The sequence below is a fragment of the Burkholderia humptydooensis genome, from assembly GCF_001513745.1.
In the GTDB taxonomy this organism is placed as follows: Bacteria; Pseudomonadota; Gammaproteobacteria; order Burkholderiales; family Burkholderiaceae; genus Burkholderia; species Burkholderia humptydooensis.
Genome location: NZ_CP013382.1, coordinates 2616238 through 2631215, shown reverse-complemented (window position 1 = coordinate 2631215; position 14978 = coordinate 2616238). Strand labels below are relative to the sequence as shown.

General features: G+C 65.8%; 14 protein-coding genes. 4 read left to right on the top strand and 10 right to left on the bottom strand.

Going from position 1 to position 14978, the window contains the following annotated elements:
- Nucleotides 1-14 precede the first annotated feature (14 nt).
- Complete coding sequence (gene blaOXA, locus AQ610_RS30500; protein WP_006028124.1) at nucleotides 15-824, top strand: OXA-42 family class D beta-lactamase; 810 nt, start codon at nucleotides 15-17, stop codon at nucleotides 822-824.
- Between the two features lie 159 nt (nucleotides 825-983).
- On the opposite strand, the gene AQ610_RS30495 is transcribed toward blaOXA, so the two are convergent.
- The 3 genes from AQ610_RS30495 to AQ610_RS30485 all read right to left on the bottom strand — a co-directional run bounded on the left by AQ610_RS30495 (nucleotide 984) and on the right by AQ610_RS30485 (nucleotide 3617).
- Nucleotides 984-1322, bottom strand: coding sequence for a DUF4148 domain-containing protein (locus tag AQ610_RS30495; protein WP_006028123.1), 339 nt, complete (start codon nucleotides 1320-1322; stop codon nucleotides 984-986).
- A 151-nt stretch (nucleotides 1323-1473) separates the two neighbouring features.
- On the bottom strand, nucleotides 1474-2928 hold the full coding sequence (locus AQ610_RS30490; protein WP_006028122.1) for a heavy metal sensor histidine kinase: 1455 nt from the start codon (nucleotides 2926-2928) through the stop codon (nucleotides 1474-1476).
- Nucleotides 2925-3617 carry a heavy metal response regulator transcription factor gene (locus tag AQ610_RS30485; protein WP_006028121.1) on the bottom strand — a complete coding sequence of 231 codons (693 nt, stop codon included), beginning with the start codon at nucleotides 3615-3617 and terminating at the stop codon, nucleotides 2925-2927. Before AQ610_RS30485 ends, AQ610_RS30490 begins: the two co-directional genes overlap by 4 nt.
- 521 nt (nucleotides 3618-4138) lie before the next feature.
- On the opposite strand from AQ610_RS30485, the gene AQ610_RS36675 reads away from it, so the two are divergent.
- The 3 genes from AQ610_RS36675 (at nucleotide 4139) to AQ610_RS30465 (ending at nucleotide 8721) form a co-directional block, all read left to right on the top strand.
- Complete coding sequence (locus tag AQ610_RS36675; RefSeq protein WP_156436747.1) at nucleotides 4139-4438, top strand: hypothetical protein; 300 nt, start codon at nucleotides 4139-4141, stop codon at nucleotides 4436-4438.
- A 545-nt stretch (nucleotides 4439-4983) separates the two neighbouring features.
- Nucleotides 4984-6486, top strand: a complete 1503-nt coding sequence (mprA, locus tag AQ610_RS30475) for a S8 family serine peptidase MprA (RefSeq protein WP_043283013.1) — start codon at nucleotides 4984-4986, stop codon at nucleotides 6484-6486.
- A 300-nt stretch (nucleotides 6487-6786) separates the two neighbouring features.
- On the top strand, nucleotides 6787-8721 hold the full coding sequence (locus tag AQ610_RS30465; protein WP_006028117.1) for a Xaa-Pro dipeptidyl-peptidase: 1935 nt from the start codon (nucleotides 6787-6789) through the stop codon (nucleotides 8719-8721).
- A gap of 137 nt (nucleotides 8722-8858) precedes the next feature.
- On the opposite strand, the gene AQ610_RS30460 is transcribed toward AQ610_RS30465, so the two are convergent.
- The 7 genes from AQ610_RS30460 to AQ610_RS30430 form a co-directional block, all read right to left on the bottom strand.
- Nucleotides 8859-9533 (bottom strand): uracil-DNA glycosylase family protein, encoded by a 675-nt coding sequence (locus AQ610_RS30460; RefSeq protein ID WP_009915885.1) that lies wholly within the window; start codon nucleotides 9531-9533, stop codon nucleotides 8859-8861.
- A gap of 141 nt (nucleotides 9534-9674) precedes the next feature.
- Nucleotides 9675-10646 (bottom strand): agmatinase, encoded by a 972-nt coding sequence (gene speB / locus AQ610_RS30455; protein ID WP_006028115.1) that lies wholly within the window; start codon nucleotides 10644-10646, stop codon nucleotides 9675-9677.
- A 12-nt stretch (nucleotides 10647-10658) separates the two neighbouring features.
- Nucleotides 10659-11219: a cupin domain-containing protein gene (locus AQ610_RS30450; RefSeq protein ID WP_009915883.1), complete on the bottom strand. Its 561-nt coding sequence runs from the start codon at nucleotides 11217-11219 to the stop codon at nucleotides 10659-10661.
- Between the two features lie 289 nt (nucleotides 11220-11508).
- Nucleotides 11509-12207: a DUF1989 domain-containing protein gene (locus AQ610_RS30445; protein ID WP_006028113.1), complete on the bottom strand. Its 699-nt coding sequence runs from the start codon at nucleotides 12205-12207 to the stop codon at nucleotides 11509-11511.
- 40 nt (nucleotides 12208-12247) lie between these two features.
- On the bottom strand, nucleotides 12248-13498 hold the full coding sequence (locus AQ610_RS30440) for a M20 family metallo-hydrolase (protein WP_006028112.1): 1251 nt from the start codon (nucleotides 13496-13498) through the stop codon (nucleotides 12248-12250).
- On the bottom strand, nucleotides 13495-14322 hold the full coding sequence (locus AQ610_RS30435; RefSeq protein WP_009915882.1) for an amino acid ABC transporter ATP-binding protein: 828 nt from the start codon (nucleotides 14320-14322) through the stop codon (nucleotides 13495-13497). Before AQ610_RS30435 ends, AQ610_RS30440 begins: the two co-directional genes overlap by 4 nt.
- On the bottom strand, nucleotides 14319-14972 hold the full coding sequence (locus AQ610_RS30430) for an amino acid ABC transporter permease (protein ID WP_006028110.1): 654 nt from the start codon (nucleotides 14970-14972) through the stop codon (nucleotides 14319-14321). The genes AQ610_RS30435 and AQ610_RS30430 overlap by 4 nt, the downstream gene beginning before the upstream one ends.
- Between the last annotated feature and the right edge of the window lie 6 nt (nucleotides 14973-14978).

The following is a 14978-nucleotide window of genomic DNA, read 5'->3' as shown; positions in this document are numbered from 1 at the left end:
CGTCGAGACCTATAGTGAAAATCCGGCACGCGCTGTCGAGCGCGCTCGTTTTGCTGGGCTGCGTCGCCGCCCCCGCGCATGCGAAAACCCTCTGCACGGCGATCGCCGACGCAACGACAGGCAAGTTCCTGCTGAAGGACGGCGATTGCAGCCGTCGCGCGACGCCCGCTTCGACGTTCAAGATCGCGATGAGCCTCATGGGCTACGACGCAGGCTTCCTGCGCAATGAACACGAGCCTGTCTTGCCGTATCGCGACGGCTACGTCGACTGGGGCGGCGCGGCATGGAAGCAGCCGACCGATCCGACGCGGTGGCTCAAGTATTCGGTCGTGTGGTACTCGCAGCAGATCACGCATCATCTGGGCGCGCAACGCGTTGCGCAATACGCGAAGGCGTTCGGCTACGGCAACGCGGACCTCTCCGGCGACCCCGGCAAGAACAACGGTCTCGATCGCGCGTGGATCGGCTCGTCGCTGCAGATCTCGCCGCTCGAACAGATCGGATTCCTGCGCAGGATGCTGAATCGCGATTTGCCCGTGTCCGCGAACGCGATCGACATGACGGAGCGGATCGTCGATACGACGACGCTTGCCGACGGAACGATCGTGCACGGCAAGACCGGCATGGCTTACCCGCTTCTGGCAGACGGTACGCGCGACAAAGCGCATGGATTCGGCTGGTTCGTCGGCTGGATCAAGCGCGGCAAGGAGACGCTCGTGTTCGCGAGTCTCACGCAGGACGAGCGCAAGGAGCCGGGTTCCACGGGCGTTCGCACGCGCGATGCGTTCCTGCGCGAGTTGCCGCAGCGCCTGGCTGCGCACTGACGCGGCGACGCGCGGCGAGCGCGTCTACGATTCCTTTCGCGATGCGTGCGCGCCGTCGCGCGTGCGGCAGCGCATTGCCGAACGACAAAAAGCGGCAGGCGTCATAAGACGACCTGCCGGACGTTTGATCCGCGATCACGCGGGACGCAACCATGACGCTCAGGACCCGGCATACGGGTTGCAGAACGTGCGCGGGCCGACGCAGCGCTCGTCCTGAGCCGCTTCGGACATGCCAGACGTACCCGCCTCTGCGGCGCCGCGCGTATCGGCGACCGCGTGCGTGGGTTGCTGCGGCTTGGCCTTGTTCGCGAAGCGCGGCGCGTAGAGCGGCGAGATTTCCGGATAAGACGCGTCGGTCACGTAGTCGAGCCCGTTGGCCTTGGCCTCGACCAGTTCCTGGTAGACCTGGGCGCGCGTCTTGCCGGCCGGTGCGTCCGCGAATGCCGCAGGCGAAATGAGCGCGGCGGCGAGGGCGGCAGTGAGGAAGGTGGCTTTCATACGTTCTCCATATCAATATCGAATCCAGAAGGGGGAATTCGATGATTGACATTTTGAACAGGGGGCCCTCCGGCAACGTGACTTCGCTATGATGTTTTTGTCATTTTGATGAAAAAGCCGCATTCGAATTTAAAATGGTTCGCGACATGACTCAAGTCTGTTCGAAATGCCAACGCGAATCATGGCCAGACGGCGCGCAATCGCCACCGTCGGTCACGTGCTCACGAGGAAAGCGCAGGAAGAACGTAGTGAAGACGTTCGGCATGCTTGCGACCCGGCAATCGCCGCCGTGCTCGGTCATGATCGAGCGCACGATCGCGAGCCCGAGCCCGGTGCCCGAGGCCGAATCGTATCGCGAAGGATCGACGCGATAGAAGCGATCGAAGATCCGCGGCAGATGCACGGCTTCGATCCCGCGGCCGGTGTCGGTCACGGCGATCACGACGTCCCGCTCCGACTGTTCGCAGCGGACGACGACCGTCGAGTGATCGGGCGCATGACGGATCGCGTTGGACAGCAGATTGCTCAGCGCCCGCTGCACGAGGATCGAATCGCCGCTGAAGCTCGCCTGGCCTTCGACCGCGATCCCGATGCCGCGATCCTCGGCGACGGTCTCGTAGTAGCGGACGAGCCGATCGGCCATCTCACAGGCGTCGATCGGCTCGATGTCGAGCTTGTTCTGATGGCCGTCGGCGCGTGCGAGGAACAGCATGTCGTCGACCATCCTCGCGAGCCGCTGATATTCCTCGACGCTCGATTCGATCACCTGACGATACTCGTCGACCGACCGCCGCTGCGACAGCGCGACCTGCGCTTCGGCGAGCAGATTGGTGAGCGGCGTGCGGATGTCGTGCGCGAGGTCGGACGAGTATTCCTTCAGCCGCGTGAATGAAGCATTGAGCCGCACGAGCATCCGGTTGAACGACACCGCGAGCTCTCTGAGCTCGCCTGCCATTTCCGTTTCGGCCAGCGGCTGCGCGAGACGGCTGCTCGAGATCTGATCGGCCTGCGCGGCGAAGCGGCGTAGCGGCATGAGCGCGTAAGCGGCGATCCAGTAAGCGACGGTTGCCGCGACGGCGGTGCCGACGAGAATGATCGCGACGATGCTGATCGCGCACGTTCGTAGCAGCGACTGCTCGCGACGGAAGTCGTACTGAACCGCGACGCGCAGCGGCAAGCCCGGATTGCCGGTGAGGCGCGCGTTGGCCACGAGATAGCGCCTTGCGTTGCGCTTGTCGTCGACGATCGCGGGATCGAGGCCGGGCCTCGCCTGCCGCACGCCGCCGTATGGCACGTACCAGCCGCTTTGCATGCATGCGGTGCCCTGTGCGTCGTAGATCGCGAAGTCGACCTTTTCGTCGCTATGGAACGAGTAGTAGAACTTGGTTCCCTTCTCGCGCAGCTCGGCGATGCTGCGCGCCTCGTCGATGTGCGCGACGACGCCGGCGAGCGTCGTCTCCATCGCGCGCTCCGACGAATACGCGAACGTGCGCGTGAGCGTTTCGTACAGCAGCAGGCCGCTGATCGCGAGCAGCACCGACGTGGACAGCGCGAACTTGATCGCAAGCCGCGCGCGCATCGTGCGCGGCGCGAGGCGACGCATCATGCGCACGATTCGCACGGCTCGCCTCGCTGCTCGAGGACGTAGCCCATTCCGCGCACCGTGTGGATCAGCTTGGGCTCGTAGTCCTGATCGACCTTCGCGCGCACGCGCTTGATCGCCGCGTCGACGACGTTCGAATCGCTGTCGAAGTTGATGTCCCAGATCTGCGATGCGATCAGCGAGCGCGGCAGGATCTCGCCCCGCCGGCGCATCAGCAGCCACAGCAGCAGAAATTCCTTCGCGGTGAGCAGGATCGTGTTGCCCTGGCGGCGGGCCTTGCGCTGGATGAGATCGAGCTCGAGATTCGCGACGCGCAGCACCGGCGCATCGGTCGCCTGGCCGCGCCGCAGCAGCGAGCGCACGCGCGCGAGCAACTCGGCGAAATCGAACGGTTTCGCGAGATAGTCGTCTCCGCCGAGCTCGAGGCCCTTCACGCGATCGTCGACGTGATCGCGCGCGGTGAGGAACAGCACCGGCGTGCGGTGCGTTCTGCGCAGCTCGCGCACGACCGTCCAGCCGTCGCAGCCGGGCAGCATCACGTCGAGGATCGCGAGATCGTAGTTCTCCGTCTGCAACTGGTGCAGACCGCTGATGCCATCCTGGGTCCAGTCGCAGACGAAGCCTGCTTCGGTGAGCCCGCGCTTCAGATACATGCCCGTCTTCGGCTCGTCTTCTACGATGAGGACCTTCATTTCAAACTCTTTAAGAACTCGTTAAATTTTCTTTGAGAATGTGTGTCGTTCACAGTTCAACATTTCGGTTTCCGTGATTAAACGTGCGATTCGGATATCGTTTTTTGCCGGCAAATGCAGCGATAAAACGTCACATCCGAGAACCGATCCGTGGCATGGACGTGCGATGCGCAGAGGTGAGGGCGTGCGGGCGCCCGGTGATGCATCGATGATGCAACGTGCCGTGGCGCGTCGTCGTTTGCGTTTGTCACGTCGCTTGCGCTGACGACGACGTACGATGGACGCCTGCGTCGGTTGAGCGTAACAAACATGTCATGCGGATGCGACAGCAATCGATTCGACGCCTCGATGCCGAAGAGAGAAACCGACGTGTGCCGACACGCTTCGTCAGATGGCGTGCGACGCGCGAGGCGGGGGAGCAAAAAACGAAAAGCGCGGCTGCAACCGGGAAAATCGAAGAAATACGATACGCTTGCATGCAATGAAAAGTGCCGGGCGTCACGAGCAACGCACGCAAGTGAGTGGCGGTATTCCTTATAAGGTTTGGGGATATTCGACCTGAAATAGCTGCTGCGCACAAAACCTTGTGGACCGTTCCGCTCGATTTGGCGCCTGAAAATCTCTCGCCCTTACGCTTTCAAACAGCATTTTCTTGCGCAGCCGCCACCTTCTTCTACGAGATCGGCGGCATGGAGAAACGGCGCAGCGTGGAGCCGCCGTCCGCATTCGACATGATGGTTGTTTTTGCCCGGACGCGGAAAGCGATTCTCCGCCGGGTAATTGAGATGAAACTTTTTTTGATATTAGCTAAAAATGTTTGACATGAGGATTTCAGCGAGATAAGTTTTGTGCAAGCTTCTGGAAAGAAACGAGACCGGGCGGCGCAAGCGCCGCAACGTGGACAGGCGGGCCACTCTGCTGACGATGGCCGGTGCCGGCGGGTCCGCCGATCCGCCGCTTGCACGCTGCTCGTGATCTCGTGTCGACATCGAGAAACAAGAATGTAATCCGAGTTCGCCGTCGTCGAACGACACGGCGAATGCTTGATGCGGGCCTGACGAGTCGCAAAGATGTACCGATAAATACAAACGCGGCAAAAAGAACCTGAGAGGGTGGGGCAGACGGAGCGGGTCACCGTTCCGCTCGTTCCCATGATGCAGATCTGACGGAAGACGAACCGTCCGGCTCGCGCAGCCGGACGGTTCGGTCGACCGCGATCGGTTTGTCGGCAACACGTCGTCCAGCCAAGTTACGTCGTTCGTATCGGCGCGGCGTGTCCTTTCTTGCCGGCAGCGCAGCGAAGCAAGCAGCGACAGCACAACATCGTGGACTCATTCCGTTCCATTCCGTTTGGGGGAGTATGGGCATGTCAATATTGATTCGTACTACTTCTATTAGGATGACCGTGCTGTGCGCCGCACTGGCAGGTCTCGCTTCGGTCGCGCGAGCGGAAACCACAGCCGCGCCTTGGGTTCCGGGGCCCGCCGATGCGGTCGATCAGTTGATCGTCAAGCTGCGCGCCGCGAAGACGTTGTCCGGTGCGCCGGCCGCGAAGGCCGCGCAAGCGGACGTCCAGGCGGTCATCGATCGCGTGCTGGCCGCACGCAATGCGCGCGCGGCGGGGCGCGCATTCGGCGCGGCCGCCGCATCCGCGCCCGGCAATCCGGGCGATCCCGCCGCGGGCATTCGCATCAAGCGCGACATGTCGGGCGGCGCGACCGTGCTGGCGCTGCGGCGCCGCGTGCCGCTCGCGGAAGCCGAGGGGCTCGCGCGCGATTTCGCGGCGGACGGTGCGATCGAATATGCGGAGCCCGATGCGCGGATGCATGCGTTCGTCGTGCCGAACGACACGCGCTATCCCGAGCAGTGGGGCTACTTCAATCCGACAGCCGGCGCGAATCTGCCGAAGGCATGGGATCGCACGACCGGGGCCGCGCGCATCGTCGTCGGCGTCATCGATACCGGCTATCGCCCGCACGCGGATCTCGCCGCCAACCTGCTGCCCGGCTACGACTTCATCTCCGACGTCCCGACCGCGAACGACGGCAACGGCCGCGACAGCGACGCATCGGACCCCGGCGACTGGGTCACCGCGCAGGAGGACAGCGATCCGAGCGGTCCGTTCTACGGTTGCGGCGCGAGCAACAGCTCGTGGCACGGCACGCACGTCGCGGGCACGATCGGCGCGGTGACGAACAACGGCGTCGGCGTCGCGGGCATCTCGTGGGTCGGCAAGGTGCCGCCCGTGCGCGTGCTCGGCAAGTGCGGCGGGATGCTGAGCGACATCGTCGACGGCATGCGCTGGGCGGTGGGCCTCGCGGTGCCGGGCGTGCCGTCGAATCCGAATCCGGCGAAGGTGCTGAACCTGAGCCTCGGCGGATACGGCCGCACGTGCAGCTCGACCTACCAGAATGCGATCAACGAGATCGCGTCCCGCGGCGCGAGCGTCGTCGTGGCGGCGGGCAACAACGGCGGCCCGGTGTCGACGACGCAGCCGGCGAATTGTCAGGGCGTGATCGCGGTCGGCGCGATCGACAGCAACGGCGTGCGCGCGAGCTTCAGCAACTACGGCGCCGCCGTGAAGATCGCCGCGCCGGGCGTCGGCATTCTGTCGACGCTCAATGCAGGCAAGACGTCGCCGGGGGCGGACAGCTACGCGAGCTACAACGGCACGAGCATGGCGACGCCGCACGTCGCGGGCACGGTCGCGCTGATGCTCGCGGTCAATTCGACGCTGTCGCCTTCGCAGGTCTTGCAGCGGCTGCAATCGAGCGCGCGCCCGTTCGCGAGCGGATCGAACTGCTCGACGAGCACTTGCGGCGCAGGGCTGCTCGACGCGGGCAACGCGGTCGACGCCGCTGCGCAGTGAGCGAACGCGGGCGTTGCGGCAGGGAGGTTTCGCGTTCGCGCGCGCCGATGTCCGTCATGCGGGATGCGGGCATCGGCGCAGCGCATCGATGTGCGACGCGCTTTCCCGTGCAACGCCCGCATAGCGACGCCGCCGTCGCAGCATGGCCGGCGGCGTCGAAGCATCGCGTCGCGGACGCGCCCGATTTCGTGAGGGCGACGATACGCGCGATGCGGCCGGCAGCGCCCGCCGGCATGTTCAACACGACGCCATCCCGCACGGGATGACCGTTCCCAGACGATCATCGAAACAAGGACAACAATGAGACTTCATCGAACCGAACCGCGTCGCGCCTGGATTGCCGTACTCGCCGCCGCCGCGACGCTTGCCGCTTGCGGCGGCGACGACGGCGCGGGCATCCCGGGTGCGTCCGCGCTCGCTCAGGTCCAGCAGGAGGGGGCCGCGCCGTCCGCGGCCGGCACACAGCAGCTCGCTGCGCGCTTCTCGCCGTCAGGCGTGGCGTATGCCAGTCTGTCGAGCGGCGGCCGCTATCGGCCCGTGATCCAGAACGGGCAGGTGCAGCCGTCGCTGTCGGGCGGCACGATCTCCGAGGAGGCGTGGGTCGAGACGCCCGTCGATTCCGACGGCGACGGCGCGAAGGATCGGATTCACGTGCGCATCGTGCGTCCGTCCGAAACCGCGTCGGGCGCGCGCACGCCCGTCATCGTGCTCGCGAGTCCCTACTACAACGGGCTTGCCGACAGCCCGAACCACAACGTCGACGTCGAGCTCGACGGCACGCCGCATCCGGCTGCTTCGGTGTCCGCACGAATCATGGCCGCCGCGCCGCAGACGCGGATCTGGCAGCAGGTCGACGCGGCCGCCGCGGGGCGCTCGTGGATCGAGGGCTATTTCGTGCCGCGCGGCTTCACGGTCGTGTACGCAGATTCGCTCGGCACGGCCGGCTCGGACGGCTGCCCGACGATCCTGACGCGCGACGAATCGGTGGCGATGGCGTCGGTGATCCGCTGGCTCGGGCGCGGCGCGGCCGCGAAGGACGCGAATGGCAAGCCGGCCGTCGCGACCTGGTCGACGGGGCACGTCGGCATGTACGGCGTATCGTACGACGGCACGCTGCCGAAGATGGTCGCGAGCCTGCGCACGCGCGGGCTCGATGCGATCGTGCCGGTCGCCGGGCTGACGGAGATGTACGGCTACTACCGGTCGGGCGGGCTCGTGCGCGCGCCCGACGGCTATCAGGGCGAGGATGTCGACGTCTACATCAAGGCGCTGCTGACGAACCCGCATCCGGAGCGCTGCACGCATCTGATCGATGAGGCATTGCAGAAGGAGGATCGCAAGACGGGCGACTATTCGGCGTTCTGGGCGGCGCGCGAGATTCCGAGCGCGCTCGCGGTCGCGCCCGCGCTCGTCGCGCAGGGGCTTGCCGACGACAACGTCAGAACCGATCAGTCGACATCGTGGTATCTCGCCATGCGGCGCCAGGGCGTGCCCGCGCAATTGTGGCTGCACCGCGCGCGCCACACCGATCCGACTCGCGTGCCCGCGATGGCCAACGCGTGGACCGAGCAGGTGAACCGCTGGTTCACGCGCTATCTGCTCGGCTACGACAACGGCGTCGAGCGCAGCCCGGGCTCGGTGATCGAGCAGGCGGACGGCACGCTGCTGAAGGAGGCGAGCTGGCCCGCGCGCGGCGCATCGTCCGTCACGTATTTCGCGGGCGGCGACGGCGCGAGCATCGGCACGCTGCTGGCCGAGCCGGCGGGCGGCCCGCTCGCGAAGTTCACCGACGATGCGAGGATCATGGCGCTCACGCTCGCGAACGCGAACACGGGCGAGCATCGCAGCCGCTTCGAGACGACGCCCGTCGCAAGCGCGACGCGGATCTCGGGCACTGCGACCGCGCGCGTGCGTCTGACGTTCTCGGCGACCGCGAACGTGACCGCGCTGCTGATCGATCGCGCGCCGGACGGCAGTGCGACGATCGTCACCCGTGCATGGACGGACCCGCGCAACCGTCTGTCGAGCTGGTTCTCGGAGCCGGTGCTGCCCGGCATGCCGTACGACTTGCGCCTGACATTCATGCCGCGCGACTACAAGCTCGAAGCGGGCCACCGGCTCGGGCTCGTCGTGCTGTCGAGCGACAACGAGGCGACGCTGCGGCCGACGCCCGGCACCGAGCTCACGCTCGATCCGGCCGGAACGAGCGTGACGGTGCCGCTGCTTCCGGCCTGACGGGAAGCGCGCAGGCACGGGGCGGCGTGCGAGGCGCGCGCCGCCTGACCGGGGCTTCGCCGCGGGCGGGTCGCTCGCGGCGAAGCCGTTTGCAGCGACGATTCGGAACACGAACGAACCGGGCGTTTTCGGACGGATCAGCGCTTCGTCCGCCGGCGGCCTCGCGGTGGCAGCAGCAGTTCGGCCACTTTGCCGCGCAGCGCGGGCAGCACCTCGGCGTCGAACCAGGGATGCTGCTTGAGCCAGCCCTGATTGCGCGGCGATGGATGCGGAAGCGGAATGAATTCCGGTGCGTACTCGGACCACGCGCGCACCGTTTCGGTCAACGAAGGTTTGCGGCGCGCGCCGAGGAAGCGGCGTTGCGCATACTGGCCGATCAGCAGCGTGAGCCGGATGTCGGGCAGTTCGCCAAGCAGCTTGTCGAGCCAAAGCGGCGCGCATTCCGGACGTGGCGGATTGTCGCCGCTCGCGCCGCGCCCCGGATAGCAGAAACCCATCGGGACGATCGCAAACAGCGATTCGTCGTAGAACGTCGCGTCGTCGACGTTCAGCCACTCCCTCAACCGTTTGCCGCTCGCGTCATTCCACGGGATGCCGGATGCATGGACGCGCGCGCCGGGCGCCTGACCGACGATCAGGATGCGCGCACTCGGATCGGCGCGCACGACCGGCCGCGGCCCGCACGGAAGATGCGGCGCGCAGACGGTGCACGCGCGGATCTCGCGAAGGAGGGCATCGAGGCAGGCGTGTCGCGTCGGCTTCGGGCGTGCGCCGTTGCGGATCGGCGACGGTTCGTTGCGTTTCGGTGGCATCGCCCGTGATTATGCCGCCGTTTTGCCGCGCGCGTTCCATCCCGTTTCAAACGTTTGAAGCGACTGCCGATGAGGGAGAGAGCTGGCAATCCTAAGAGACCGTTTCAAAAAGACTGCTTAAATTGAACTGGCCGATGTGAATCAAGTGTGGTCGGTGCCTGCAGTGGCGTGGCCACGCGCGAATAGACAAAGCATTTCGTACATCAGTGTGGCCGCAACCAGCGCGGTATTGCCTGACGGATCGTAAGGCGGCGAAACCTCCACCACGTCGCCGCCCACCCAGTTCAAGCCATCGAGTCCGCGCAGCAGCGCAAGCGTTTCGCGCGTCGTGAGACCGCCGATTTCGGGCGTGCCGGTGCCGGGCGTGAAGACCGGGTCCAGCCCGTCCACGTCGAGCGAGAGATAGACCGGCATGTCCCCTACGATACGTCTGGCCTCGGCGGCGATCGCCGCGGGGCCGAGCGCTTCGAATTCCTCGATGAACACCACGCGCATGCCGTGATCGAGCGAATAGCGCCAGCCTTCGTCGGTGTTCTGCGCGCCGCGTATGCCGATCTGGATCGTGCGTGTGGGATCGAGCAGGCCTGCTTCCACCGCGCGCCGGAAAGGCGCGCCGTGCGTGAATTTGGAGCCTTTGTACGCGTCCCAGGTGTCGGTGTGCGCGTCGATATGCACGAGCGCAAGCGGCGTCTTCGTGGCTTGTGCTGCACCTATCGCCTGGAAGATCGGAAAGGTAATTGAATGGTCACCGCCCGCAATCAGCGCGCGTTTGCCGGCGCGAAACACGGGCTCGAAGAACGCGCGGATATCGGCATGCGCGCGCTCGATGTCGTAAAGATGCTCGAACGGCACGTCGCCGATATCGGCCACGCGGCACGCCTCGAACGGATTGAAACGCATGACGTGGTGGATCGCACGCATCATCGTCGACATATTGCGGATCTCGCGTGGGCCGAAGCGCGCGCCGGGCCGCGCCGTCACGCCGCCGTCGTAGGGCACGCCCGCGAGCGCGATGTCGTAGTCCTGCGGGTCGCGCGCGAACGGCACGCGCATGAAGGTGGGAATGCCGGCGAAACGCGGCATCTGCATCTGCGAGAGGTCGGTCTGGGTCATCTGCGGGAGCGCTCAGAAGGTCGGCGGCGTGTTGATCCACAAGACGCGCGTGACGGTGTCGCCGGGATTGCGATAGCTGTGCGGCTCGGTGCTCGGGAAGTAGAACGAGTCGCCGGCCTGCAGACGCCAGGTCTCGTCGCCGAGCGTGAGTTCGAGTTCGCCATCGAGCACGTAGCCGAGCTCCTCGCCCGCGTGACTGATCTGCTCGTCGCTGCGCGCTTGCGGTTCGAGCACGTGAATGTCGCCTTGCAGCAGGCGTCCCGGTCCCGGCACGACGAGGCGTTCTAGCACGATCGTCTGTTGCGCGGAGCGCCCGCGTGCGCCCTGAGCCGCAGGAAAGCGCACGGCGGGCCGCTCGCTCGCGCGCTGCACGGGCGAGGCGGACGCAACCGGACCCGAGACCAGCGCCGCGACGTTGGTGTCGAGCGCCAGCGCGAGCCGGTGCAGCGTGGCGAGCGAGGGCGTGGCGTGGCCGCCTTCGACCTTCGACAGCAGGCTCTCCGAGCAGCCCGCCTGTTCCGCGAGCGCCTTGAGCGTCATCTGCTGCACCATGCGCGCGTGGCGCAGACGCATGCCGAGCCCGTCGGAGCCATTCGACGCGGTCTGCGCGCCGCCTGCTGCACACGTGGGCGTTTTGACCGCTGCCTTGCGTGCGGTTTTTGGGGCGGCTTTTTCAGCGACTTTCGGCGCCGGCTGAGCAGTGGCGACGGCGCCGGCGGCGGCGCGCGTACCCGTGCCCGCGCGGGAAGGACGGGCGGCGCCCGTCGAGGAAGAACGTTTGTCGTTGGCCACGTGTGTGTTTCCGTCGATCGGAGAGATCAGGGCGACTGCAACGTCACCACTATCACCGGCATAGCGTGTGTTACGCGAACACCGTGAACTCGACTTCGAGCGGGTTGAGCGCGTTGATCGGAATGATATCCTGCGGGCACGCCGACATCGCCACCACGCAATCCATCACCGCCTTGATTTCCACGTAATCGCCGGCCTTCGAAACGGGCGGCAGCCAGTCGATCGAATAATCGGGCTTCACGGGAATGTTCATCCACAGGTTGAACGGCTGCGGCACTTCACGCGTGCGCAGACCGATGGCCTTGAGCGCGAGACGCAGATTGTCGGCGCAATTGTCGTGATAGCCCTCGACGCCGAGATTGCGATAGCGATACAGATCGCACGCGGCGATCAGCGTGTCGTGCATGCCGGGCGACGTGTCGGTCACGAGTTCGGCGATCGGGCGGCGCTGGTTGGTCACGAGCGGATCGCCCGGCTGCGGAATGATCTTGTCGAGATACGCCCGCGTGTGTTCGAACGAGAGGAATTCGTTCAGATGCTGCGCGTTGAAGATCCACGTATCGCAGACTTGCGTGCCGTGCGGATTCGCGATGCGGATCGTTTGACCCGCCTTCACGCGCACGGCGCGGCCGCAGCGCGCGGGGACGGTGTAGGTCTTGCCGAGTTCGGGCGTACCGTCCGCGGAAATCGGCTCGTGCAGCGTGGCGTTGATGCCGTTTTCGGTGCCGTTGTCGTCGGCGTGCGTGGCGGTGGCTGCGGGGAAATTCATAGGGACTCCTGGTGTGGTGCGGGTGAAGTGGGTCAATCGCTCAGGCATTGCAGAGCGTGGTCAGACTGTGGGCGAGCGCGCGGGCGCCCAGCACGAGGTGATGCGGATGCGTGGCTTCGACCGGGTTATGGCTGATGCCGCCGATGCTCGGCACGAACAGCATCGCGCTCGGACAATGCCCGGCGAGATACATGGCGTCGTGAAAAGCGCCCGACGTGAGCCGCGTGGCGGGTGCATCGAACGCCTGGCAGGCTGCGTCGAGCGTGGCGAGCACGGCGGCGTCGAAGGCGACGGGCGCGTGCGAGAACAGTGCTTCGAGGCGTGCTTCGTGGCGCTTCGCGAGCGCGTGCACGGCGTCGTCGAAGGCGTCGAGCACGGTTGAGTCGGGGTGGCGGAAGTCCACCGTGAAGCTCACGTTCGAGGGAACCGTGTTGATCGAATTCGGCTCGACGTTCCAGCGCCCGAAGGTGACGCGCGTGTGCTCCGCGCCCAGACGGCGCGCGATGCCGTCGAGTTCGGCGTGCAGCGCGAGCGCGAGCGTCATCGCATCGCGGCGCAGCGGCATGGGCGTGGTGCCCGCATGGGCCGCCACGCCGGTGCAATGAAACGCGTACCAGCGCACGCCCTGAATGCCGCTTACGACCGCGAGCGGCAGGTTGGCATTCTCAAGTTGCGGGCCTTGCTCGATATGCAATTCGACGAAGGCGTGCGCGGTTTCGTCCGCTTCGTGTTGCCCGAGGTCGGGGAACGCCTTTTTATGTGCGTCGAGCGCTTCGCGCAGTGTTACGCCTTGCGCATCGCGCGCATCGAGATAACGCGCCATGCGCGCCGGTTCGACGAACGCGCTCGAACCCATCGCACCCGGCGCGAATCGCGCGCCTTCCTCGTTGGTCCAGATCGCGACTTCGAGCGGACGGCGCGTTTGCACGTTCGCGTCGTTGAGCGCTTCGATCACTTCGAAGCCCGCGAGCACGCCATAGCAGCCGTCGAGCTTGCCGCCCGAAGGCTGCGTATCGATATGGCTGCCGGTCACGACGGGCGCAAGCGCTTCGGTGCCCGCGTGGCGGATGAACAGATTCGCGCACGCATCGACAGACACCGTGCAGCCGAGCGCATGCGCGCGGTCGATCAGATAGCGGCGCGCGTCGAGATCGTCGGCGCTCAGGGCGAGACGGTTCACGCCGCCGTCGTCGCGCGCGCCGAACGACGCGAGCGTTTCAACGGACGCAAGCAAACGCTCGGCATCGACGTGTTGCGCGATACGGGTCGCGAGTTCATGCAGCGCGTTCACGATGCCGCTCCTTGCGCGGCGAGCGCGGGTTCGGCGGCGAACGTCAGGCTGCGTTCGAGCCACGGTTTGAGAAACTGTTGCAGACGCGGCGTGCGCGTGTTGCCGAACAGTCGCGCCGGCGGTCCTGCTTCGACGATGGAGCCCGCCTCCATGAACACGACTTTGTCGGAGATTTTCGCGGCGAAGCTCATTTCGTGCGTGACCATCACCATCGTCATGCCGTCTTGCGCAAGCGAGCGGATCACGTTGAGCACTTCCTCGACGAGTTCGGGATCGAGCGCCGATGTGGGTTCGTCGAGCAGCATCACTTCCGGCTCGATGGCGAGCGCGCGCGAGATGCCCACGCGCTGCTGCTGGCCGCCCGAGAGGCTCGCGGACCAGGCGTCGGCCTTGTGGCCCATGTCCACGCGTTCGAGCGCTTTGCGGGCTTTCTCGCGTGCCTCGCGCTTCGGCATTTTCTTCGCGAGCACGAGCGGCGCGGCGACGTTGTCGAGCACGCTCATATGCGGCCACAAATTGAATTGCTGAAACACCATGGCCACGGGGCGGCGCACGTCGGCGATGCTTGCCTCGCTATCACGATCGCGCGGCGTGCGGCCCGAGGAGCGATAGCCGAGCAGTTGCCCTTTGATCCACACTTCGCCTTCGTCATAGGCTTCCAGAAAATTCATGCAGCGCAGGGCGGTCGTCTTGCCCGAGCCCGACGGCCCGATCAGCGTGACGATTTCGCCGCGCATGATGTCGAGGTCGATGCCCTTGAGCACGCGGTTTGCGCCGTATGACTTGCCGACGGCGCGCAGCTGGAGAATCGGAAGAGCGCTCATGAGGTCTTTCGCAGAAAGGGAATGCGTGCCGTCGCGCGCTGTGCGAGCAGCGAGACGGCCTGGGTCAGCAGCCAGTAGCACGCGATCAGCAGCGCGTACGGGCCGATATACGTATAGGTCGAGGCGACGACATCGCTCGCCGTCATTGTCAGTTCGGGCACGGTGATGATCGACGCCACCGCGCTTTCCTTGATCACGAGAATCGTTTGATTGGCGATGAGCGGCAGCGCGAAGGCGAGCGCCTGCGGCAGTTCGATCGCGCGGAACGTTGCGCGCCGGCTCACGCCGAACGCGGCGGCCGCTTCGAGCTGGCCGCGCGGCACGCTGGCCCACGCGGCGCGGAAAATCTCCGCAAAATAGGCGCTGGCGTAGAGCGCGAGCGAGACGACGGTGGCTTCCACGGCGCTCATCGTCACGCCAATCATTGGCAATCCGAAATAGATGATGACGAGTTGCGAGAGATACGGCGTACCGCGAATCAGCCAGATGAACACGCCATACGGCAGCGCGAAGGCGCGTCCGAACGCGAGGCGCAGCGCATTTAGCGTGAAGCCCGCCACCATCCCGACGAGCGCGGCGAGCACGCTGACTTCGAGCGTGACGGCCGTGGCGGCGGCGAAGCGGGGAACGAGGGCAATCAGCGAGTCCATGAGGGC